The 23310-nt window shown below is 40.1% G+C and carries 21 protein-coding genes and 1 pseudogene; 5 read left to right on the top strand and 17 right to left on the bottom strand.

The genetic code is table 11. From position 1 onward, the window contains the following. Window positions 1–145 precede the first annotated feature (145 nt). From AC0YOD_RS05485 to AC0YOD_RS05475, 3 genes are read right to left on the bottom strand one after another with little or no spacing between them, the layout of a single operon-like run. Window positions 146–1258 carry a Ger(x)C family spore germination protein gene (locus AC0YOD_RS05485; RefSeq protein WP_475798210.1) on the bottom strand — a complete coding sequence of 371 codons (1113 nt, stop codon included), beginning with the start codon at window positions 1256–1258 and terminating at the stop codon, window positions 146–148. Next, on the bottom strand, window positions 1255–2355 hold the full coding sequence (locus AC0YOD_RS05480; RefSeq protein WP_475798209.1) for a GerAB/ArcD/ProY family transporter: 1101 nt from the start codon (window positions 2353–2355) through the stop codon (window positions 1255–1257). Before AC0YOD_RS05480 ends, AC0YOD_RS05485 begins: the two co-directional genes overlap by 4 nt. Further along, window positions 2352–3899: a spore germination protein gene (locus tag AC0YOD_RS05475; protein WP_475798208.1), complete on the bottom strand. Its 1548-nt coding sequence runs from the start codon at window positions 3897–3899 to the stop codon at window positions 2352–2354. The genes AC0YOD_RS05480 and AC0YOD_RS05475 overlap by 4 nt, the downstream gene beginning before the upstream one ends. 686 nt (window positions 3900–4585) lie before the next feature. On the opposite strand from AC0YOD_RS05475, the gene AC0YOD_RS05470 reads away from it, so the two are divergent. Then, window positions 4586–5242, top strand: a complete 657-nt coding sequence (locus AC0YOD_RS05470; RefSeq protein WP_475798207.1) for a DUF2238 domain-containing protein — start codon at window positions 4586–4588, stop codon at window positions 5240–5242. A gap of 287 nt (window positions 5243–5529) precedes the next feature. Here AC0YOD_RS05470 and AC0YOD_RS05465 read toward each other — a convergent pair whose 3' ends face one another. Then, complete coding sequence (locus AC0YOD_RS05465; RefSeq protein ID WP_475798206.1) at window positions 5530–6540, bottom strand: serine hydrolase domain-containing protein; 1011 nt, start codon at window positions 6538–6540, stop codon at window positions 5530–5532. Between the two features lie 58 nt (window positions 6541–6598). On the opposite strand from AC0YOD_RS05465, the pseudogene AC0YOD_RS05460 reads away from it, so the two are divergent. Further along, window positions 6599–6723, top strand: a pseudogene (locus AC0YOD_RS05460) (IS256 family transposase); the annotation flags it as partial. A gap of 898 nt (window positions 6724–7621) precedes the next feature. Here AC0YOD_RS05460 and AC0YOD_RS05455 read toward each other — a convergent pair. The 10 genes from AC0YOD_RS05455 to AC0YOD_RS05410 form a co-directional block, all read right to left on the bottom strand. Next, window positions 7622–8389, bottom strand: a complete 768-nt coding sequence (locus AC0YOD_RS05455) for an ABC transporter permease (protein WP_475798205.1) — start codon at window positions 8387–8389, stop codon at window positions 7622–7624. Next, window positions 8390–9151, bottom strand: a complete 762-nt coding sequence (locus tag AC0YOD_RS05450; protein WP_475798204.1) for an ABC transporter ATP-binding protein — start codon at window positions 9149–9151, stop codon at window positions 8390–8392. A gap of 14 nt (window positions 9152–9165) precedes the next feature. Next, window positions 9166–10032: a pentapeptide repeat-containing protein gene (locus AC0YOD_RS05445; RefSeq protein WP_475798203.1), complete on the bottom strand. Its 867-nt coding sequence runs from the start codon at window positions 10030–10032 to the stop codon at window positions 9166–9168. A gap of 14 nt (window positions 10033–10046) precedes the next feature. Beyond that, window positions 10047–10376: a PadR family transcriptional regulator gene (locus AC0YOD_RS05440; protein WP_475798202.1), complete on the bottom strand. Its 330-nt coding sequence runs from the start codon at window positions 10374–10376 to the stop codon at window positions 10047–10049. A gap of 407 nt (window positions 10377–10783) precedes the next feature. Next, entirely contained in the window at window positions 10784–10963 is a 180-nt protein-coding gene (locus tag AC0YOD_RS05435; RefSeq protein WP_475798201.1) for a hypothetical protein, read from the bottom strand. A 309-nt stretch (window positions 10964–11272) separates the two neighbouring features. Continuing rightward, entirely contained in the window at window positions 11273–13756 is a 2484-nt protein-coding gene (locus AC0YOD_RS05430) for a discoidin domain-containing protein (RefSeq protein ID WP_475798200.1), read from the bottom strand. 165 nt (window positions 13757–13921) lie between these two features. Next, complete coding sequence (locus AC0YOD_RS05425; protein WP_475798199.1) at window positions 13922–15016, bottom strand: peptidylprolyl isomerase; 1095 nt, start codon at window positions 15014–15016, stop codon at window positions 13922–13924. 546 nt (window positions 15017–15562) lie between these two features. Further along, entirely contained in the window at window positions 15563–16138 is a 576-nt protein-coding gene (locus tag AC0YOD_RS05420; RefSeq protein WP_475798198.1) for a dihydrofolate reductase family protein, read from the bottom strand. 196 nt (window positions 16139–16334) lie between these two features. Beyond that, window positions 16335–16985, bottom strand: coding sequence for an alpha/beta hydrolase (locus tag AC0YOD_RS05415; protein WP_475798197.1), 651 nt, complete (start codon window positions 16983–16985; stop codon window positions 16335–16337). A 23-nt stretch (window positions 16986–17008) separates the two neighbouring features. Beyond that, a complete protein-coding gene (locus AC0YOD_RS05410) occupies window positions 17009–17413 on the bottom strand; it encodes a DoxX family protein (RefSeq protein ID WP_475798196.1) in 405 nt (134 codons plus the stop codon). Window positions 17414–17557: 144 nt separating this feature from the next. Here AC0YOD_RS05410 and AC0YOD_RS05405 point away from each other — a divergent pair, with 144 nt between their 5' ends. Then, window positions 17558–18109 (top strand): helix-turn-helix domain-containing protein, encoded by a 552-nt coding sequence (locus AC0YOD_RS05405; protein ID WP_475798195.1) that lies wholly within the window; start codon window positions 17558–17560, stop codon window positions 18107–18109. A 285-nt stretch (window positions 18110–18394) separates the two neighbouring features. Here AC0YOD_RS05405 and AC0YOD_RS05400 read toward each other — a convergent pair whose 3' ends face one another. Beyond that, entirely contained in the window at window positions 18395–18766 is a 372-nt protein-coding gene (locus tag AC0YOD_RS05400; protein ID WP_475798194.1) for an iron chaperone, read from the bottom strand. Window positions 18767–19026: 260 nt separating this feature from the next. After that, entirely contained in the window at window positions 19027–20208 is a 1182-nt protein-coding gene (locus tag AC0YOD_RS05395) for an MFS transporter (protein WP_475798193.1), read from the bottom strand. Between the two features lie 226 nt (window positions 20209–20434). On the opposite strand from AC0YOD_RS05395, the gene AC0YOD_RS05390 reads away from it, so the two are divergent. Then, window positions 20435–20827: a MerR family transcriptional regulator gene (locus tag AC0YOD_RS05390; RefSeq protein WP_475798192.1), complete on the top strand. Its 393-nt coding sequence runs from the start codon at window positions 20435–20437 to the stop codon at window positions 20825–20827. Window positions 20828–21003: 176 nt separating this feature from the next. Continuing rightward, window positions 21004–22065, top strand: coding sequence for an NAD(P)-dependent alcohol dehydrogenase (locus AC0YOD_RS05385; RefSeq protein WP_475798191.1), 1062 nt, complete (start codon window positions 21004–21006; stop codon window positions 22063–22065). Between the two features lie 146 nt (window positions 22066–22211). On the opposite strand, the gene AC0YOD_RS05380 is transcribed toward AC0YOD_RS05385, so the two are convergent. Then, window positions 22212–23276: a Gfo/Idh/MocA family protein gene (locus tag AC0YOD_RS05380; protein WP_475798190.1), complete on the bottom strand. Its 1065-nt coding sequence runs from the start codon at window positions 23274–23276 to the stop codon at window positions 22212–22214. Window positions 23277–23310: the final 34 nt, after the last annotated feature.

Raw genomic sequence — 23310 nt, 5'->3', positions numbered from 1 at the left:
CTCTCATGTTCTTAATATAAATATTCGTGAAAATACATGGAAATATATACGATGTGCATTTTATAGAATATAAGTAATAAAAAACTCCTAGTGTATATAGGAGCTTTTTGCGTGTTTTTCAGCTGAATTTTTCATCAAAATACGATTATTTAATCGATCCCATTGCTTGGATTTTAACTTTCACCTTCACTTTAACGTCCGCTTCCGATAAAGCATCGCCCCAACTATCCTGAACTTCTTTCCAATGAGAATATTGATAGGCTCTCGCATACAAACCTAGTCCAATCGGATCGATTTTGGCTTTTTGGATTTTCTTTATTAATTGTAGAAATTGCTTTTGCAGTTCGACTTCAATTTCCTTTTCCAATTTAGATGCTTCCCACTTTACGTCAAAAGGAAACAAGCGCTCCTTTATGGATATTCTCATATTAACTCCAATATCGAATATAAACTTATTATCCTTATAGTTTGTTTTTGTTTTAACCGAAGTAGCCTCTGGCAAAATGTTTAAACTGTTCTTATTGAAAATACCCTCATTCGACATCTCGGGAACGTTAATTGTAAAGGTAAATTCCCCTGTGGTTTCATGCTGCATAATTCGTAAGAGTTGATTTTCAGCAGAAGTAATCGATATTTTATATTTACCGGACTGCTCCAAAAGAGCCGTGCCTGTCACTATAATTTCTCCATCTTTTTTAATCTCTGAAATGCTTGGAGTTACTCCATTGTCTGCAAATTGTCGGCGAAGATCTTGTATGCTCGTTGCTACTGTAATATTTCTTTTATATGCGGTATCTATCAGCTTTGTTAAATAGATAGGTAGACGTGGTTTATCTTTAGGCTTGAACTTTATAACATCTGAAACAGTACCGTCTACCATAACAACTCGAGACATTACTGTGTTTTTACCATCTCTATAGAGGCTATCTATAATAGGGTACCAATCTTTATGCTGCAGAACACGTTTGCCAATGAGCAGTATTTGTAGCTTACCTCGACTCGTTAAAGCGGTTACGGTGGCATCAAAGTGCTGTTTGGATTCACGAAGTGTAATGGCTTTAACGAAAGTGGTCTCTTCCTTTTCTTTCGCTTCCGAATTAAATACAGGACTAGTTGATGAAATGACGAGGTTATTCTCATCATCGAGATCAATACCTAGTAATAAGGAAAGTGTGATATCTTCAATATTGACTTGATCCACACAGCCCGAAAGGATTGAGAGTGAAATCAACAAACAAAAAAAGTAAACAAGTTTCATCTGGATTCGCTCCTCGCAAAACGTTTAAAGAGAAGAACATAAAAGTATAGAAACATTGGAAACACATAGGCGAAGCCTACACCTAATTTACTTAAGAATTGTTGTAATTGTTCCGCCTGATTCCATGAAGGATGGACAGCAACAATGAATGCAATAATTAATAGAAAGAATAAAGCAGCATACAGAGGCGGAGCTTCCTTCTCAAACAATTTTCCTGTGCTAAAGACCGCTCCATACATAAATGGAAGCCATGCGGTTGAAATGACAAAAAGATAAAGAACTAAAAATATCATGTCAAAACGTTCGAGAAAACGGAATTCAATAACTTTTAAAAAACTCAACAGTGGTTGATTATGGCTTATGATATCGTTAGGGCTGAAATAAGCGAAGCAGATTATGGTGACTCCTAGATAAACGAGCAATGTCAACGTGTTGGCAATAAGGACTCCACGAATAGCCAGCTTTTTTTTCTCAAGAAAAGGGTAAATGAAAAACAAGATCTCAAAACCCAGAAAAGAATATACTGTCGTAGGAACTGCCTCGAAAATAGGCATCCATCCTTCTTTAATTAGAGGAAACATGTGAATCCAATGACTATCTTTCAAAGGGACCATTAGGATAAATGGCATCCAGATTCCTAAATAAAAAATGAGCTCATTATATCGTCCTAATACACGAAGACCGCTGCGAGCAACAAAGTAACCTGGGACAATCAATAAAATCATTATTCGGTAGTCTGGTGTTAGCGGCAAAAACCAATGCTTCACGAAGAGCATGGTGATTGTAAGTATAGCAATAACAAATAATATAAAATATGCAATGACCGGGATGATTAATATCTTCCCGATGACCTTTCCAAATAATCGATTAAAGAGATCTGGCAATGAATCGTCGGGGTATCTTTTAAAAGTCAATACGATAATAATACTGGCGATCATATTACAGCAGTAGCCGATAAGGAGGGATATCCAGCCATCAGTTCCTGCTATAAGTGCTAAATCCATAGGCAGTGAGAATATGCCTATACCTACCTGCGCCCCATGAACGATAAATATAAACTGCATAAAGGTAATTTTATTTAAGGAGTATTTTTTCATGGCTCTTCCCTTTTCTGAGCATTTTCTTGTTTGGCGGATTGTACTGCACTAGTGCTTTTAGGCCGCTTAGTCATCGTCCATAATGGCATACGAATAAATACATCTTTCATATCCACAAATCTCCAAGGAGCCAGTGGACTTCCATATGGGGTACCCAGCGATTCAAGCGAAACAAAATGACCTACTAAGGCTATCGCACCGCAAACAATACCCACCATTCCAAACATGGAGGCTAGAAGCATCATTGGAAATCGAAGTAGCCGAATTGAGGCACCCATATCATAGTTTGGAATGATAAAAGAAGCGATTGCAGTAGAGGCAACAACAATTACCATAATATTGCTCACAATTCCTGCTTGTACTGCCGCTTGACCGATTATGATGCCCCCCACAATTCCAATGGTTTGTCCGATTGTCGCAGGTAGCCTGATACCAGCTTCCCTCATCATTTCAAGCATTAATTCCATTAGAATGGCTTCCATAATCGGATGGAAGGGAACGCGGGTTCTTGTCTCCGCAATTGACAAAATGAGCTGTAGAGGGATAACTTCGTAATTGAAAGAAATGACTGCGATATATACTGCAGGAAGAAACAAAGCTATGAATAATGCTAAAAACCGTAAGATTCTAATAAATGAAGCGATCAGCCATCGGTTACTGTAATCATCAACACTTTGAAAAAAAGATACAAAGATTGCAGGTGCAATCAACACTGTAGGAGATTTATCCACAACGACAGCGAACCTACCTTGAAGAATATGGGAAGCAGCACTGTCAGGTCTCTCTGTCAATATAAATTGTGGAAAAGGTGAGTAGGGATTATCTTCGATGAATTCAGATAACTCCCCTGTATTTAAGATGGCATCTACATCGATATGCTTAATTCGCGTTTCAAGTTCCTCGAGTATGTCCTTATTAGCCACGTCATCTAAATAAAGGATCGAAACCTTAGTTTTACCGCGTTCTCCTACAACGTGCTCTTTAATTTTCAATTTGCGGTTGGGAATGTATCTACGAATCAAGGCAATATTTTGGCTACCATTTTCCGCGAAGCCTACATGTGCCCCTCGAAGGGATTTTTCAACAGGAGAGTCTTCAAGTGCTCTTTGCGGCCATTCTTTTGTATCAAAAATATAGGCTTGTTTTTGCCCATCGATAAAAAGCACACTTGCTCCTTGGAGAATTGCATTTTCAACCTGATTCAAATCAAATTCCACACGAATATCGCCCATACTTACGGCAGAATTCACATCAAACTGAGTATCTAGGGCTTTATGGATCAATTCTTGCAAAATATTATTGTCTATAGCATTCTGATCAACCATACCGTCAAAATAAGCAAGAGCCGCAAAAGGTTTCTGGTCATTTTTTTGAATCTTACGAATATAAAAATCAGGTGCTAAATTAAATAGCTGTTGAAGGTATTTGATGTTAGCAGATAAATCACTTTTAATAAGAACCGCATCAACAGAAGCTGGGGTTTTGGTTATTTTTCGATATTTGGAATTCTTACCTCTTAACAACAGCTTAAGTAATGAAAACATAGAAAATCATCCTGTCATGATAAATTAGTTTGAAACCTTGGAGTGGATGTAAAAGAAATTACAGTTTTAGGATTTACCTAAAACTTTAGTAAGATACATGGTTATTTCTTTAGTTTTTCTACTATACAATAATGTTTAACAAAAACAGGCTTTACCAAGTAATAATCCCAGAAAATCAGCCCACAAATAAAAAGAAACCTATTCTCATTAAAATGGAGGTACAAGCAGCCATTTATATAGAGATTGGTTTCTTCTGTCCATTAAATATACAAAGTATAAATTTTGCTTTCCTTTGAGCCTGGAAGTATATACTTCACAATATCCACTCGTTCGGGACCGTAAATAAATTAAGTATAATGAAAAAATGATTGGACATTCACAGTTGATCAAATCTAGGTTTCGTTACGAAAGTGAATGAAAATAAAGATTGCTTTAGTGATTCATCACTAACACTACCCCTAAAAATCAATTAGTATAACATCATCAATGAATCGAGGACAGATATATCCTTTCGGTTCGGTGAATAATTGAGCCAAAAAGAAAGTTCGGAAATAGTTAAAACATCTGAAAATCTCAATCTAAGGTCACTAGGATAAAATCAGTAGGTTTATTTCTATACGAAGGATTGTATTTACTATCTTAAAACAGGGAACCATATTGTCAACTATTTAAGGAGTGAAATTCCCATGACTAATGAACGACTTAATTGGACAAGTACAAACATTCCTTTTTCTCAAAATAAACCATTGCAATTAATGATATTCATATTCATTATATATTTTGGTCTTATGTCAAACTCACCTACTAATCGATCACAATGGCTCGCTAATGGATTATCACTTATCGTAGTAATTCTTATCCTTGTCTTCACTTATAAATGGTTTCGTTTTTCAAATCTGTCCTATCTTCTGATGTTTATTTTCTTTTGTCTCCATACTTATGCGGCTCATTATACATATGAAGGTACACCATTTGACTATTGGCTTAAAGCATCCTTTCATACAAAAAGAAGCTATTACGATCGAGTCGTACATTTCTCTTTCGGATTATTATTTGCTTTTCCATTTCTTGAAATATTAAAATCCAAAAACAACCTACGCGGGATTTGGACATATGTTCTTCCAATTTTCGTTGTACTTGGTTTTAGCGTATTATTCGAGATCTTTGAAATGTTAGCCGCCTTAGTGGCTGGATCTGGTGGTGAAGCTAAGTTTGTTGGTTTGCAAGGTGATATATTCGATACGCAAAAAGATATGGCATTAGGTTTCCTTGGTGGAGTCGTATCGATGGGGATTTTCGCATGGATAATCTGGAAAAGGGATAATTCTGCTGCAGATGTCTAACTCTTGATTCTTCAAATAACACCCACATTTTTGCAACTCCAGATCTTGGAACAGGAATTGTCGAGTCTAAAATAAGATTCCCATTCTCGCCTTCAAATTCTGGATGAATAACTCTTAAATCAATATTAGAACCTAAAAAATCATCATCAACTGCGAAATCGCTTCTATATCCTTGGAAAGGTAAATGCTTCCTGCCCCCTTCTATCGCAGTGAAAAATCTATTGCGTACACGAAAATCAGTTGGATAATTTCGTATTGATTCATAAGGTATCCACATTTTAACTACTCTAAAAACAGTCATTCTTAATCGTTTCGTAAATGGATTCATGTAATACTTTTCTTAACTCCATTATGGTTGAGTTTCTACCATAATGAACAGCATTCGTTAAAAATACAACCGAAAGTTTTAAAGTAGGTTCAATCCAAAGACTCGTTCCAGTAAATCCTGTATGTCCAAAACTTCCTTGGGGCCAAATTAAACCGCATGCTAATGGCGCTGATGTAAAGTCTTGTACCTGCCATCCTAACCCTCGACTTGCTATTGGTGAAGAAATACATTGTTTAATGGATTGTGATGTAAGTAATGGATATCGGTCCGGATAAAGCCATGCTTGAGCATAAATACTTAAGTCTGCCGCGTTAGAAAATAAGCCTGCACTTCCTGAAACACCACCTAATCGGAAGCTAATTTCATCGTGAACCTCTCCTTGCAGGTACCGCTGTCTCTCTTCATCCCATTCTGTAGGTGCAATCGATGAAAATTGCTGCTTATCAGGCAAAAATTGTGTATTTTTCATCCCTAGTGGTTGAAAAATATTTCTTTTCGCAAAGGATGATAAGGAATCGTTAGACACTCTTTCAACTACTAGCCCTGCTAAAATCATCCCTATATCACTATAGCGTGTTTCCTCACCTGGCTTTGATAGTAGTGGCTGAGCAAATATTTCTTGCCAAACATCCTTAGAAGAATAACGATTTTGAGGATAAGGAAGAGATCCCGGCAATCCAGTAGTATGTTGTAAACATTGTAAAATCCTGACCTCTGAATGAACTAGTTCAGTAATATAAGTAACGAGTTTATCATTTAAGGATAACTTAGAAGCTTGTTCAAGCATTAAAAGAGATGGAAGAGTTGCTGTTACTTTTGTTAATGAAGCTATATCAAACAACGTATCCATAGTAGCATTCCCAAATGCCCTTTGACCTATGATGCTCTCACCTAATTGAATTTGAATAACTGCATCCGGTATTAGCTTGCTTTCAATCCAATGCTGTATAAGAGAATAAATTTTATTCACTTCTTTTCACCCAACTTCTATTAGAGTATTATCTTTTCTTATAGAAACACCAGAACAAAAAACAGAATTAGAAGCCTTTAGTGACAAGTGGAAATCTACGAATCCTAGAGTGAAGAAATCACTACGAGAGAATCCTTATATTACACTTATCAAAGTTTTCCTAGACCAATTTGGAGAAGCCTCATAAAAATTCTCAGTTTGAAGGTTATAACCAATGATTCGCTAAACATTGTAATGCTTGATCATCTTCTTTACCCCGATCTACATCTTCAAATCCAATGGAGAAAGAGATAAATTCGTTTAACAAAGTTACCCTCCTCTTATATGTGTCACTCTAAACTTAGTGATCAAAATTATTTTTGTAATCGAACAACTATTAATATAGAAGTTTCAAAGACCAAATTAGTTGATTTACTGATTCAAATGTAAAACAATATATAGCAGGCTCTCCACATGGAAATGGCTGTTAAAGACGCAAAAAATTTCATTAACTGATAACGTCTCCCCGACATAGAAGCGCCCTCATACCTCATTCTAATTGAATTTCGTCCTTATTTACTTATAACAATATATGTTCTTTTCCATAATAGGCAAACAATATATGTTCTTGTCAATCGCTTTTGACAAGAACCGCTTATGTAGACTGCCGTTTCTAATGTTCATTGAGCAACTGTTACCCATTAGCAAATAAAACGGTGTTTAATCTCACCTTGCTTCTCAACTACATTTATGATCACAGCCGCTGATCATCAAAGAGCTGTACTCTTCTTACTTAATGCTGCCATCCATGAAACTAGTGACTTCTGGATCTGACTGATCTCCCATTTAACTGCTAGTGCCAGTTCAGGAATGTAATTACGTGTGTTCTATTGACTTGTTTTCGATCGGTGTAAATAAACTGTACAGCCATACCAAGAAAATTCATCCTTCACTTCAGTTACATAAGAACATTCGTTCATAAATATTTAAAACATACGAACATTCTTAATGAATGACATAAAAAAACAAATCCTAGTATAAAAAGAAAACAAAATAAAGCCCGCGATTTCCGCGGACCTCGTTCGGACCATGATTTCCTTCTTCACACTCTCTTTTTATATACCCTCATAGCAAAGAAATAAGCTACGAACAAAATCCCAACGCACCAAGCAAGAGCGACCCATATATCATTGCCTACAGGCTGGCCTGACAGCAACGCGCGAATAGCTTCGACGATCGAAGTCACCGGCTGGTTTTCGGCAAAGATGCGAACGACCTTCGGCATCGACTCGGTCGGTACAAACGCTGAGCTAATAAACGGAAGGAAGATGATTGGGTAGGAAAAGGCGCTTGCACCATCCACAGATTTGGCAGACAGTCCGGCAATCGCCGCGACCCAGGTTAAGGCCAGCGTAAACAGCATGAGTATGCCAGCTACCGCAAGCCAGTCTAGTATCCCGGCCGACGAACGAAAGCCCATAATCAACGCTACGAGAATGATGACGAGAACCGATATGGCATTGGATACCAAAGAGGTCAGTACGTGCCCCCACAGTAAGGTGGAACGTGAAATCGGCATGGTGTGAAACCGTTCGAATATACCCCGTTGCTTATCTAGAAACAGTCGATAAGCCGTGTAGGATATACCGCTTGCAATCGCAATCAGCAGGATACCAGGCAACAGGTAGTTCACATAGTTATCTGTACCGGTTTGGATTGCGCCGCCAAACACATAGACGAAAAGCAGCATCATCGCTATCGGAGTAATACAGACCGTTAAGATGGTGTCCATACTACGAAAAATATGGCGCATGGAACGTCCAAGCATAACGCCCAAATCGTTAAAAAAATGCTTTTTTATCGTCTCCATTTACGCTCCCTCCTTCTTGCCGATAATGGAGAGGAATATCTCTTCCAATGTCGGCTGTTTTTCAACATACTCCACCTTTGCGGATGGGAACAGTTTTTTTAGCTCCGAGAGCGTACCGCTGGCGATAATCCTACCCTCGTGAAGAATGGCAATTCGGTCGGCAAGCTGCTCAGCCTCCTCCAAATACTGCGTGGTTAGGAGTACCGTCGTGCCGCCGTCGGCAAGCTCCTTGACAATCTTCCAAACCTCGATGCGCGCCTCGGGATCAAGCCCAGTGGTCGGCTCGTCGAGGAAAATGATCTGCGGTTTTCCAACAAGGCTCAAGGCAATGTCGAGTCTGCGGCGCATACCACCCGAATAAGTAGACGCCCTGCGGTCGGCGGCGTCTGTCAAGCCAAAGCGTTTAAGCAAATCGTCCGCAACCTGACGCGGGTTTTTGAGGTATCGTAGCTTGGCAATCATGATCAGATTTTCCCGTCCAGTCAAAATTTCGTCTACGGCGGCAAATTGACCGGTTAGACTGATCGCCTGCCTTACATTCTCGGGTTTTGACGCAACATCGAATCCGTTTACGGTGGCGGTTCCGCTGTCTTGTTTTAGCAGCGTAGTGAGGATTTTGACAACCGTTGTCTTACCCGCCCCATTGGAGCCGAGCAGGGCGAAGATACTGCCCTTTTCCACCTCGAAATCAACGCCCTTAAGGACTTGATGCTGCTTGTAGGACTTTTGCAATCCAATGACTTGAATCGAATTATTTTGCATAACTTCCCCCCTCGTTATCGAACTGTAACCTTGGATAAATCGGCCCCCATGCCTTTAAGCGCAGCATAAGTCAGCTTATCCATGACTGCGCCCTCAAAGCAGATCGTTTTGATGGAACGATAATACTTATTGGTCAACGAAAAATACGCCTGAAAAGACACATTCTTGAGTGTAGCGCCCCTAAACGAAACTCCGTTTAATGTCGACTTGTCAAACTTAACTCCGATAAAGGTTTGCCCGTCAAGACGCAGCCCGCTCAGGTCGGAATATATAAAGTTCACGCCGTCAAAGATACAACCCTCAAAGATTGTTTTTCTAAGGTCGGTCTTGGTTAGCGTGACGTCGGTCAGTTTTACGCCTTTAAACTTTGCTCCGTCCATCCCCGAAATGCTGAAGTTAGTGCGTACAAGAATCGATTCATTGAAGCTCGCATTCGAAAGGTCTAAGGCGGATAAGCTACAGTCAGTCAAATTCGCGCCGTCAAAATTGGCTTCACGTACGTCGCTGGACTTAAACGAACTGCCGGTCAAGTCTGCGCCCGCAAAGTCGGAACCGCGTAACGCGCTCGATGTAAAATTCCCTTTATGCGCAATAACCCCCGCAAAGTCGCTCTTTGGCAAATTGCTCCCGCTAAAGTTTGTTAGTACTTGCCTCTCCAACGAGCGGGAGAGATTGGCGACCTCTAGTATTGTTTTCTCGATATCCCCGATGCCCTCAATGGTCATATTAAACGCTGTTTCATCGTCTTTGCCCTCGGCTTTAAGTTCACGGTACCTCTCCTGTAGATCGGTGAGTAGGTCGTCTTTTAATTCGGTGACGCTTTTTACCCCATCGTATGGCGTAAATACGCCGTTCAAATAGTTCGTCAATTTCTGATTCATCCTATCAAATCCCCTCATAGTAAGTTATCTAACACTCGCTGTGCATACTCCCAGTTGCTTTTGTTACGGGCGTAAGTATCCTTGCCCTTCTCAGTGATTCTAAAATACTTGCGACGACCGCCTTGCGACTCGTCACCCCAATACCATTCGATATCACTGTCTACCTCAAGTCGCCGAACACTGGAATACATGGTTGCTTCTTTTAGTTCATACTCACCGCCTGAGCGCTCCGCAATCAACTTGACAATTTCGTACCCATAGCGATCTGCCTCGGATAAGAGTCGCAATATCATCGTATCGGTATGTCCGCGCAGCAGGTCTGATGTAATTTTATTCTCGTTCATTTAATCACCCCGCAACTGTATAATACGACACACTACTGTGACTGTCAAGGTACTATTTTAATCAAAACACTAAATTTATTTTTATCGGATTCGGGAGCATAGAGATGGAATATTTCATGGTGCTAAGATTAGAGCAGATGTATCCTGTATTTAAAAGATTTTCCTCGATATCACGGTGAATACTGATTTAAATGGAATGATTACCGTCATGGCAGTTTTCAGGTATGGACATGAACATATATCCTTACAACAAAAAAACCGCTGTTTAGGCGGTTTCCAATACTTATATGTTCTTGTCCAAGTAGCTCATTGGCAATCGGCTCATAGTTCTTGTCATCCGAAATATGTACTATCGTGCTTGTCATGCTAAATGATAAGAACATTGTCCGAAATAATAAAAAGCCAGGCTATGCGCTCTGGCTTGGTTTTTTGCGTATGCTCGTTAGCTCAAAAGCCTCTTTAGGAATCCCTAGTTCTAAAGCCTTTTTCTTCTTTATCACCATGGCCTGCTGTAAACTGGTGGCTTGAAATTCAATTGTGGTGCCAGATGGATCCTCGAATGCATAGTAGCTCTTTTTATTTGTCATTAACTAAGCGCATCTCCCTCTTATACTAGTATGATTATGCATGGAAATGTTCTTGCACGTAGTTCACTAAAATCATTATGTCCTCGCATCTTTTTTATAAACACTAATTGGGAATTATTGAATGGAAGTAAAACCAAGTTCTCCTCGCACGTTCCGACAGAATATTCATTCGGCTGAAGGTCTTTAGCCTTTCACATAGAGTAAGCCTCTGTAAGGGATACCTTGAAAGCCCTCCTCCCATTCTGGGTGAACCACCAAAAAGAGGTCGAATGAGATGAATTCGACCTCTTATTTGGTGTATTTTTTAGTTTAATTAGTCCAAACGCGCAGTTCGTTGAGCGCTATATTGCCCCATTGACGGTTTCCATTATTGACCTTTAATCTCATTTTGTTCCCAGTGATTGGACTAAACAAAATATCTCTAGTTTCGACTGTACTATTGTTTAGCGACCAAGTAATTGGTACATTCGATAATGCCGTCACCCAGTTGGAACCATTGAAATACTCCACGTCGATGTTCGTTATGCCTTGACCGATTCCAAAGTGGGTAAATAAACTGATTTTATTCGCCGTAATGGTGCTTCCAAAATCGAGATTAATATATTGCGGGAATGTTATTGATGTGGGACTAGCCCATGATGTCGATTTCCGATCGTCGTTGATCAACGAGACTGATCCTGCATTACCAAAAGTAGTGCTTGTCGTCGCGGTTGGTGCAATATTGACCGGTGTGCTGACCGGCGAGTTGTATAATTCCAACTCATTAACGGCGATATTACCCCATTGACGGTTACCGTTATTCACTTTCAACCTTATTTTAGAAAAAGTTGTTTTCGTAAAACCAATAATCTTAATTTCTTCCTCCGCCGTATTGAAATTCCAGTTCAGATTGATTCCCGTTTGAATGGGCAGCCACGATGTCCCGTTAAAATACTCAATATCGAAGTTCGTAATTCCTTGACCTTGACCGAATTTCGTACTCAACTTCAATGTATCGGCGGTTATGGGAGATGTGCCGAAATCGAGCGTAATATAGTTCGGGAACGTCGGCGTTGTATGGCTTGACCATGCGTAATCGTAATAACCATCATTAATATTTTGAATGTGAGCAGTCGTTTGGTTCAAAGAAACGAATGTTGTGCTTGCTTTGGCTGCCGATGCCAGATTGAATTCTGGAGATTGGGAGCTGAGAGAGTAAGGAACGGAAGCCATATTCCCGGCAGTAGCTACCGCGCCTTGATATTCATGCGCTCCTATATCAGGGTTGCCATTATAAAGTGGATTGCCAAAGTAGTCGCGTCCCCCATGATCTGTTATGGGAATACCTGCACCAATCAAAGGTGAGCTTGCCTGCAGTTGATAACCATTAACCGTATTCATGCCATTTCCCCCACCTCCAGGATTGATGAATTTCGGGTCAGCCGTCACCTTGTGCGGATCCGAGCTCACTAGCGTTTTCCCCCCGAAGTAGGCATTATAGTCAAACGTTTGTCCCGTTAGGTTCCATCCTCCATCACCGACGCTGTAGTAAACGTTATTATAATTTCTAATATTTTGCGGTGAACCGGAAGTCTTGGTGAAATAATCACTCATGACCGGATTTCCTGATGCGGCTCCGACATAAATCGTGTTGTTGTGATTCGTCACGTTATTAATCGATCCGCTGTACCGGAAGATACTTTTCTTATCATTTTGGCTGATGTTATATCTGACAATCGTATCAGTCGTATAATAAGTGTCATTAACAAAAAGCATAAATCCGCCCGCATTATTATGACTGTAATTATATTGAACTAACGAACCGATGTTCCCTGCATCCACGTCAAACCCGTGCCCGTCTTCAGCGCCGTTAACGCTCTCGAATGATTCATTGAATTGAACAAGGTTATTGTCTGCATATGCCCACCATATCGAAGCGTTGGTAGCTAGATAGGTAGCTTGTTGAACCGTGTTATGTTCGACTATTGCTCCTTCGGTTACATTCCATGTAATCCCGCCTGTTGCCGCTCTGATGACTGAATTGTTGGAAATTTTCACATTGGTAGAAGGGGTCCATGGTCCGTAAGGTTTCTGTACCCAAGGCCATAAGTCACTCATTCCATAGCGTAAAATACAATTGGAACCGATGTAAATCCCATAAGCATCTACATCCGTCAACGTATTGCCGTCAATGAGAATGCCGTCGAACGCACTTGGAGTGACAGAGCCGACAGAATCGAATATAATGCCTCCAGAGCGAGTCGTGTAAGATCCGTCAACATCATGAATCGTTAGGTTTCTCAATTGTATGTGATGTAAAATACCAGCTTCTTCATTCAAAATGTAGACACCCCGACGCTGGCCGCGAGGATTTTGCCAATCACGACTAAAAGGCAAGGATGATCGGTTTGTGACTTCCAGATTGTTAATTTCCCAATACTCTTGATTTTTCAAGAATACCGCTTCCAATTCAGATGTAACACCGGCGATCAGAGGTTTGCTCCCAGAACCGTATTGATCGATAATGATGGGACTCCCGTTAGCTCCCGATCCTTTGGGCCAAAGCCTGCCGTTCCAACTTCCCCCTGCTTTGAATAAAATTTTGTCGCCGGGAGCGAATGTCGTGACATTTACTTTGTCGAGCGATTTCCATGCGCTGCTGGAACTTGTTCCGTTATTGCCATCATCCCCGCCGATATTATCAATGTAGTAGTTTGTTCCGGCTGCAAGGGCCCTCGATGGAGCCGTGATTTCAAAACTGCAAACCATGGTTAGTATGGCCAATATAGCGATGAGTTTCTTTGAACTCTTCATAACGCTTATCCTCCTCAATTTGTAGCGATTCAGCATCGTGGAGCAAGTATTGGGCAGCATTGGTGAGAATGTGCTTGCAGGATTGTGCATTTACATGATGAATTGATTTATGTCATGCTTCAATCGGGCCCTATTGAAGCGTTAACATCAATGCATGAAAACTTCCTATTTCATTTTTTGATAGGTAGAATACTCGGTCTCGTTCAATTCAATTTGCACTTCTGAAACGCGCTTCTTGACAAGCTCCTCATATTTGTAATCGGCAAAATCTGCTAGTACTTGTCCTTTGTTGCTGTCGAAATCCAAGAAGTCTGATCCCTCTTTTAGGTTTTCGATGCACTTAATCAGATAGAAACGTCCATTCTCTTCTATAATGACACTCCGTTCATCCAACGAAAGTTTTTCAGCGGCTTGTGCGACAGGACTTCTAGAATTGTTCCTGACGTTACTCGAGTTAAAGACCTTCTCCATCATCTGGAGGTCTACATCGAATGCCTTCGCTATATCCTCAAAATCAATCCCAGAAACCGCCATAGCCAGTGCATTTTCCATCTTTTTCTCAGCATCCTTCTTGAGCTCTTCGTCAACGTTCTGATTTGAATCCAAAAATGATAATGATAATAGCTCAACCTTCACAGACCCGTGCGAAATGTACAATTGATTTTTTTGCAAATCGTAAAATCGTTTTAATTCTTGATCGTCCGGCTTCCACTCATCCTTCATTAATTGATTTTTGACTAATCGGGTCGTATTACTTAACACATATTCGAAATAAGCATTCTCATCATATTGGCGAGGTCCGTAGATGACCTCATGGTTACGGACGGCTCTCTGTCTTCTCTTGTTTTCCTCACTTAACTGATGTATAAAGCCTTTATAGCTGATGTCTGACAACAATCCCTGTTCTTGCGCAATCAGTTGCCGAATTTTGATCTTAACGGTGTCCTCAAGCGCCTTATTCATAATAGATTCCATTGGAATTTCACCATCAAATGATGTCGTCCAGAATCCACTTATCTGTTCTGCGCCGTATTTTATGTAGAAGTAATCGCTGATTTGGGATTTGTTGGCCTCAATAGCGTTATCAAATTCTTTAGTGCTTATTGGAACGCCGTTTACTAGCGCCATATAATTGTCAGCCGGATCTTTTTTAGAAATGATGCGGTTAAAGATAATGGTTACCGGCACGAATGTAAGAATCAAAAAGACCACTATAATCAGCCTTCTCTTACTGATGTGCTTATTTTTAGCAAAGTTCATCCTCAATCCTCATCACACCCTTCTCGATCTACGAAGTTACTACCTCGCGCAACCCAGAGCAAAGCTGTATATACGTATTGTAATCACAAAAGAAAGCGCTTGCAATTTCAATTTATTTACATCGCTTTCATTATTTTTACTTATCATAAATTAGTAGGACAACACTTATCTTCTGTCGCCTCGTCGCAATTAAGCTACCAGAACCACTTAAATTCAAAAGTTTCCTCAAGTAAATTGACTTGATTTGCCGTTTAGTACCTTAATTAAACAAAGAAAAAGCAAAATTTTCCTCGAAATCCAAGAAAATTTGCTTTATCTTTACCTCATGAACTTTTCCAATGGCCTTTCAGTAAGTAGTTGGTGACACCCGTTCCCATGTCAGAAGCTGCTCCACTAACATTCGGTCTTGGCATACGTTCTCACTCTTTAATTCTTGGCTATGTTAAATTCTAATGTTGATTTGTGACCATAAGAAAACCGCCTTTGTGAAAAGGCGGTTAATTGAGCTATCGTCTCCCGTTAGCGTAATCACCTTAAGTGACAAGGTCATCTTACCGTCTCATAAACGAGACCTATGGCTCCAGAATCAAAGGTCTTGTTTTCGATTAGCTTAAGATTGATTTTCTCCTTGAGACCTTGGAATAACGGCAATCCCTTACCGATCAGGACAGGAGAAACCGTAATTTTATACTCATCAATTAAATCAAGCTGCATAAGGTGGTGTGCGAACCTAGGACTGCCGAGGATGACCATATCCTTGCCTGGCTGCTGTTTGAGGTTATTGATTTCTTCCTCGACATCTTCTTTCACGAGTCTGGAATTATTCCATTCGACGTTCTCCAGCGTCGTGGAAAAAACGATTTTGGCTGTCTTTTCGATCCACTCGGCATGATTCCGTTCATGCTGCGTAGCTGATGGGTTCGAAGGCACAGATGGCCAGTAACTGTGCATCATCTGATAAGTCCCACGTCCCCAAATGACAGTGTCGGCAGTACTCAGAATTTCTTTCGCATGTTTCTCCAAATCAGCATCGTAGGAAACCCAGCCAATGTCCATTTCACCATTCGGCCCTTCTACAAAACCGTCAAGCGATGCGTGCAGAAATAGAACGAGTTTTCTCATTTTCAGTTCTCCTTTGTTCATGAGGGATCTCTACATTATACATTAACTACATTTTAGCAGAATTCATGCATTCAATAAAACGAACCCACATATGAGGTTTTCTCGTTCGTTAAAGAGGTGTGTTTGTAAGGTCATACCTTTATCATAGAACATTCGTTCGTATTCTTCAAATATCAACATTAAGGTTTAACAAAGCCTAATTCTTTAATTCGGCATTCATCTTAAACCACTGCAAAAAATCGAACTGGTTCTCTTCAGATACACCGTGGTCGGTCGGATATAATTTGAAAGTTAAGTGCTCCGTTTGGTCTTTTAAATAGGCAGCTGTCTCGTACCCTATACGAACCGGGAACACGGAGTCGTATTCTCCATGTGAGATAAATACGGAAACGTTTTTGATACTCCGAAGTGAATAGTCCGTTTTCACAAACTCAGGAATATATCCGTTCAACGCCACGATTCCCTTTAGCTGTTTTCCCATCGTAAGCGCAAGCGTCATGGATAGAATTGCACCTTGGCTAAAGCCAAGCAAATAACGTTTGTCAGGATCGATGGGATACTTCTCCGTCGCATAATGAATGAATGCTTCGAGATCTTTAACTGCTTGGTCAAACATATCCCGAATTGGGTTTCCTAGGCTTTTTAAATCGTAATACTGGTATCCCGCACCAAGCGGTAAATTACCGCGAATCCCAATGATGATGAAATCTTCAACCAAAGGAGCGACCAAACCGAACATATTCCGTTCATTTGATCCTTTGCCATGGAAGGTGAAAATCGTCTGATATTTCTTTCCTTGCTCCATATTAACCGGTAAGTGAAAGTCATATTGATAATTCGGATTCATCCTAGTCTCCTCCATGGTTTATGTTATTCACTTCGCTTGCTCCTAATAATATGGTCAACTGAAAGCGGTGATCGTTCGGCAACAACCAGATACAACGAAACCAAAATAAATCCGAGGTCCAACTCATAGCCAGCCGTTTGACCGTTACCAAGAAGTCCACCCGATAATTTTGCTGTCAAAATTGCACCGATGAGCATGATGACAAGCAATCCTGATACATAGCGAGTAAATAACCCCAAAATCAGCATAATACCGCCGACAAGTTCAAGCACCGCAACAACATAAGCTAAAAACCCCGGGATACCGATTGAGTTGAACCATGCTTCTACATTGCTAAGTCCCGTTTGAAACTTATCTACACCGTGAAATACAAATATGATGCCTAACACCACTCGCATAATAATGGTAACAATAGCTGTTTTATTCATTCGTTTCTCTCCTCCAAAAATATTAGTTATAGCAATATATTTTCTATATGAGTAATTTAACGTAGATTACATTGACTTGTCAATACCGAAATTGATAATATGAAATTAATTTTAGTATTACAAATATTTTGGAGGTGTGACCTGATGGATATTGGCATTACTATCCGAGCGATCAGGAAACGGAAAAATATCACCATCGCTCAAATATGCGAAACAACCGGCCTATCCCAAGGCTTTATGAGTCAAGTTGAAACGAATAAGACTTCACCGTCCATCTCAACACTAGAAAACATTGCCCACGCCCTGAAAGTGCCACTAGCCTATTTGCTATTAAAGAAAGAAGATCGAATGCGTATTGTTCGGAAAGACGAGCGAACAATCACAACAAGCGGCTCAGAAAATCTAAAGGTGGAACACCTGAGCTCCACAAAGAACGTAAGAATGATGATCGTAGAGCTTCCTCCTGGTGCTATGACTGGAGATTCTCCTCATGCGCATGAAGGCGAAGAGGTACATTTGGTCATTAAAGGGAGAATATACGCGGAACAAGGGGAAGATGGGGCTGAATTTGGTGAGGGTGATTCCTTTAGTTGGAATGCTTGTACGCCCCATTTAGTTAGAAATATAGGAATGGAAACGGCAATTGTACTGATCTCTATCTATACAGAGAATGAGAACGGACAGGAATTCATCTAAAACAAAAATGAACAACTAGAGGTCATATAAGGGCTTTATTGGAGGAAACAAACCCCGCCGGTTTGGACGGAGTAAGCTTGTGGTGGAGTTATGTGATGGAGCAGCTTGAGGATGGGATGCTGTAGACTGATCGTTCAATCAATCCTTTTGCATCATGGATCCTTTAAGTCATTTTGATAAACCAGCGTCAATTAAGGGACCATTGCTTAGTCTTACAACCGAGCATCGAGGCATCAAATGGCTTAATACCGTAAATATATGCCTCGATGGTCAGTCCTATTTTTTCTACTTTCGCCAAAAAGTCGAACAATCTGCCTTATCAAAAATATTAAACTCGATCATTTTCTCAAGTAATGAGAAATCAACCGGACTATTCCACTTGATACGTACCAACTCCTTGGTGTGATCGTATCCTGCCTGCACAATATCATCAGAAAAATGATTAATCCCTGCCCTTTCAGGGGCAACAGCCAAATGCTGTTTGGCTATGCTAAAGCCAATAATAAATGTATCGTGATCGGTAAACATAGGCTGATTCCACGCAATTTTCGGTATCAAATTTGGAAATTTCTTAGTTACCCAAGTCAAAACTTCTTCCGTTCGGATCCGATGGTCCGGGTTGTCAATATGTGCTAAGTATTCTGCAAAAACTTCCATGATGTTCCCCCTTAAAATAATAATGATGTTGTTCAGAGAAATCGCTCAAAATCATTTGTCGTTAAAACTCCTCTAAAGACTGTTCAGACACGTTCACTAAGGAGCAGCAAGACCGCTTGTTCTCTTCTTTATTTGGGATTCTAAGTTTTGTAAAACTACCATAAATTCATTGGTTATGTCAATCAAACATTAGGGAGAAGAATCCCTTTGAGCTTCTGAAATCTCGGTCTCCCCTGTATCCATTCTGTGGAATAATATTGTTAATTCCTATTTTCTATAGAAAGTTTTTTTCTAGGACTAAATATGTTGTTTCTTATTAAAATACATACCACACTCAATATCAACGATAGTAATCCCCCTACTACGATGTATGGTGTACCGATTGCCGATATAAATAATCCACCTACAGCTGTACCCATTGTTGTTCCTATATTAGCGGATGATAAAAATAATCCATTAGCGAAATCAGGAGCTTTGGGAGCCGCGGACGTGATCCAATATTGTGCGATATTACCTCCAATACCAGCTAATATTCCCCAAATTAAAGTAATGATAGCCATAGGTACAGTGAACTGCCCAAATGAGAATAATACGATGTAAACTGCTCCTAATGCGAAAGGAAAAATCGATACCGTTTTAATGGCATTTTTAGTAAGCAGCTTCCCTGCCACAATATTTCCAATAACATTTGCCCCACCGTATACGACTAACATTAAACTAATCGTTTGCCCCGAAATATTAGTAATGGTTTCAAGATACTCAGCAAGGTAGCTATAAACCCCAAATATTGCTGAATTTATAAAAATAACAGCAGCAATGGATAGCCAAGTTACTGAATTTTTTAATACGCCTAATTGTGAACCGTAAGAAAGTCTTTCCTTGACAGGTAGTGATGGTACAAATAGTAATGTAGCAATAAATGTTATAGCATTAATCGCAGCAAAGAAAAACATAGCCATTTCAAACGAAGCTCCACTTGCAATTAAACTAGTGATTGGCACACCAAGTACCATACCTGCAGATACGCCTAACATGATTTTAGAAGCAGCTTTTGGAGCTTCTTCATGACTAACTGAGTTTGCAGCTACTGTAAATGCCATTGAACAATATATCGGATGAAAAATAGCTGGTATCACACGAGCAATTAATGCAATTGTAAAGTTAGATGCAAATATCGAGACAATGTTACCCAGAACGAAAACACCGAGTACAAGTAACATTGCCTTCTTGCGATTCATACCCGAAAATAATAGCGGCATACTTGGAGCGGATATTGCAACAGCAAGTGCAAAGAGACTCACAAACAACCCTGCTCTTGATACACTAACATCATAGTAATCAGCAATCAAAGGCAGTATACCAATAACACCCATTTCAGTATTTAAAATACCGAAAACTCCTACGATCAGTATAAAGATAAGTAAATTACTTCGTTTACCCATAAAAATCCAACTCCAACCTTCCTAACTTCATCTTTATTTTTTAACTCAAAGCAACAATACCCTTTAAAGTTGATTTTAAGTCAAGAAACATTCTTAAGTTCCCAGTAGAAGATGAAAAAAGCGAAGTTGCATTAAAGTGTACTTTAAGATCTATAATAAAACCTAAGGGTTAGATCTCAGTCATAGTAATAAGAACAAAATAATAAAAAAGTTTATGGAGGATACAATGGAAATTCATATAAAAGAAGCAGCAGAAAAGATAGGCTTGCCTGCACATACACTCCGATATTATGAACAAGAGGGTCTTCTACCTTTTATAAAAAGAGATGATAATGGAAATCGTATTTTTAACGAAGCAGATTTATTGTGGTTAGAGCTCATTGTATGTTTACGTAAAACGGACATACCTCTTTCGGAGTTGCGTGAGATCGTGGAATTAACAAAAGAAGGAGACAGTACAGCTTTGCAACGTAAACAAATATTTGAAAAACATAAAGAGAAAATGATGCAGAAACAAAAAGACTTGGATAACGCTTTTATCAAAATTGAAACGAAAATAGAATACTATGATGAATTAGAAAAGAAGTACCACAAAGAAAGCATGTCATATAAAGGTTAATTAAGAACTTGCCTTAATCATTCTTTATTATTATTTTTCAAAAAAACTTGCCTTAAAGTCAACATTAAGGATTAAGCTATTCTAGTAGCTTTTAAATACATTAAAAATAAGATGATGCGACTTACTTTTTCAGTCAACTTATTATTTTTACAAAAGAAAGGATTGTGTTATCTTTTATGTGCAATAATCATAAAAACATGACTACGACACGTGTTCTAAGTGTCCCAAGTGCAAAAGCACCATTTGAAAAGACTACTATTGAGCGGAGAGAATTACGTCCACATGATATCTTAATAGATATTAAGTTTAGTGGCATTTGCCACTCTGATATTCACAGTGCTTTCGATGAATGGGGTGGTGGAATCTTTCCAATGGTTCCAGGTCATGAAATTGCCGGAGTCGTAAAAGCAGTTGGAACAGAAGTTACCAGGTTTGTCGTTGGTGACCGCGTTGGAGTTGGGTGTTTTGTTGACTCCTGCGGAGAATGTGAATACTGCCTCAGTGGTGAGGAGCAATATTGTACGAAAGGTGTTATCAACACATACAACAGTCTAGACTACGATGGAAATCCAACCTACGGTGGATACAGCCAAAAAATCGTTGTAACGGAAGGATTCGTTGTCCGTATTCCAGACGGTCTGGATATGGATGTGGCAAGCCCACTATTATGTGCAGGCATTACCACTTTCTCTCCTTTGAAACACTGGAATACTGGTCCAGGTAAGAAGGTTGCCATTGTGGGAATGGGAGGTCTTGGCCATGTAGCGATCCAATTTGCTCATGCTATGGGTGCTGAAGTAACTGTATTGAGTCGCTCTATTAATAAGAAAGAAGAAGCATTGAAATTTGGCGCGGATCATTACTTTGCGACAAGTGATCCCGCAACATTTACCGAATTAGCAAGTCGTTTCGATCTAATCTTAAACACCGTGTCTGCCAATTTGGATGTTGATGCGTATTTATCACTGCTTCGCGTTAATGGGACACTTGTAAATGTTGGTGCTCCGGCTGAACCAGATAAGTATCAAGTATTTTCATTAATTATGGGTCGTCGCAGCATTGCAGGATCACTGGTTGGTGGAATTCGCGAAACCCAGGAAATGCTCGAATTCGCATCTGAACACGGCATTGTCCCAATGATAGAAGTGATCAGTGCAGACCAAGTCGAAGAATCGTATGAACGTGTCCTCAGAAGCGATGTGCGGTATCGATTCGTTATTGACATCTCTACTTTATAACTCGCAAAGATGCTTTCTTCCATTTTGAACCGGATCTGATGAAAAAGAGAAATAAAAAGCCATTGTTTGAACAAAGTATGTTCAAGAACGATGGCTTTTTTGCTATTTGATTTTAGCAGTAATATTATCTGAAACAAACAAACCAACTATAATCGAATTTCTCTTCCCGCTTCCGCAGATTCATAAATAGCGGATAATATCTTAATCATATCTACGCCGTGTTCCGGTAGAATGGTAGGCTCCGCTCGGCCTTGGAGACAATCAACGAAATGCTTAATGTTCTCGGTGTGCTGCTTGACCTGTCTATTCTTGATTATAGGCGTCGTATCTGTAAGCTGCCCTGCAACCTCGGAGAAAATCTGCAACTCTCCTTTCTTTAAACTGGCACCGGCTTTCGTGCCTCGAAGCTCAACAAAACTCATTTCTTCACCAATATTAGATGCCCAACTGAATTCGATCTGCAAGGTTGCTCCATTCTCGAAGCGGATAAATCCGATTGCCAAATCCTCTACGTCGAAAATACCATCTGCTTTCTTTTCACCGAATGAGCTATGGATAGAATCGGAAATCTCGTTATTGGCGAATTTCGTATACGTTGCACCGCTAACAGCAACCGGCTTGGGATTACCCATTATCCACATCGCAAGATCAATGATATGAACGCCCAAATCTATCAATGGACCGCCGCCGGACAATTCCTTCGTTGTAAACCAGCCGCCTTTACCCGGTATCCCTCTGCGTCTCACCCATCCGCAGCGTCCTGTATAAATGTCACCCATATGACCTTCGTCCGCGAACCGCTTAAGGAATTGTGAAGCGGGAGCGAACCTATTGTTTCGCATTATCATCAGAAGCTTCCCGTTAGCTGAAGCACTATCCGCCATCTTCTGGGCTTCAGATGGGCTGACCGCATCTGGCTTCTCACAGAATACGTGCTTACCCGCGTTCAATGAGGCTATGGCAATTTCTGAATGATACAGATTCGGTGTACAAATATCGACCATATCGATTTCTTCTAGCTGCAGCAGCTCCTTATAATTCGTAAATACATGACTGACTCCCATTTGTTCACCGATTTGCATGGCTCGCTCGTAATTCGTATCGCACACAGCTACTACCTCAATTTCCGGATGCTCCATCCATGCACTAAGATGGGAATCTTTAAAAATATTCCCTGTACCTACGACACCAAGCTTTATCTTCTCATTCATATAGCTTTACCCCCTGTATATTGTTCTCCTTTCA

This window comes from Paenibacillus sp. J31P13 (genome assembly GCF_056269295.1).
This window is presented reverse-complemented; position numbering and strand designations above follow the sequence as displayed.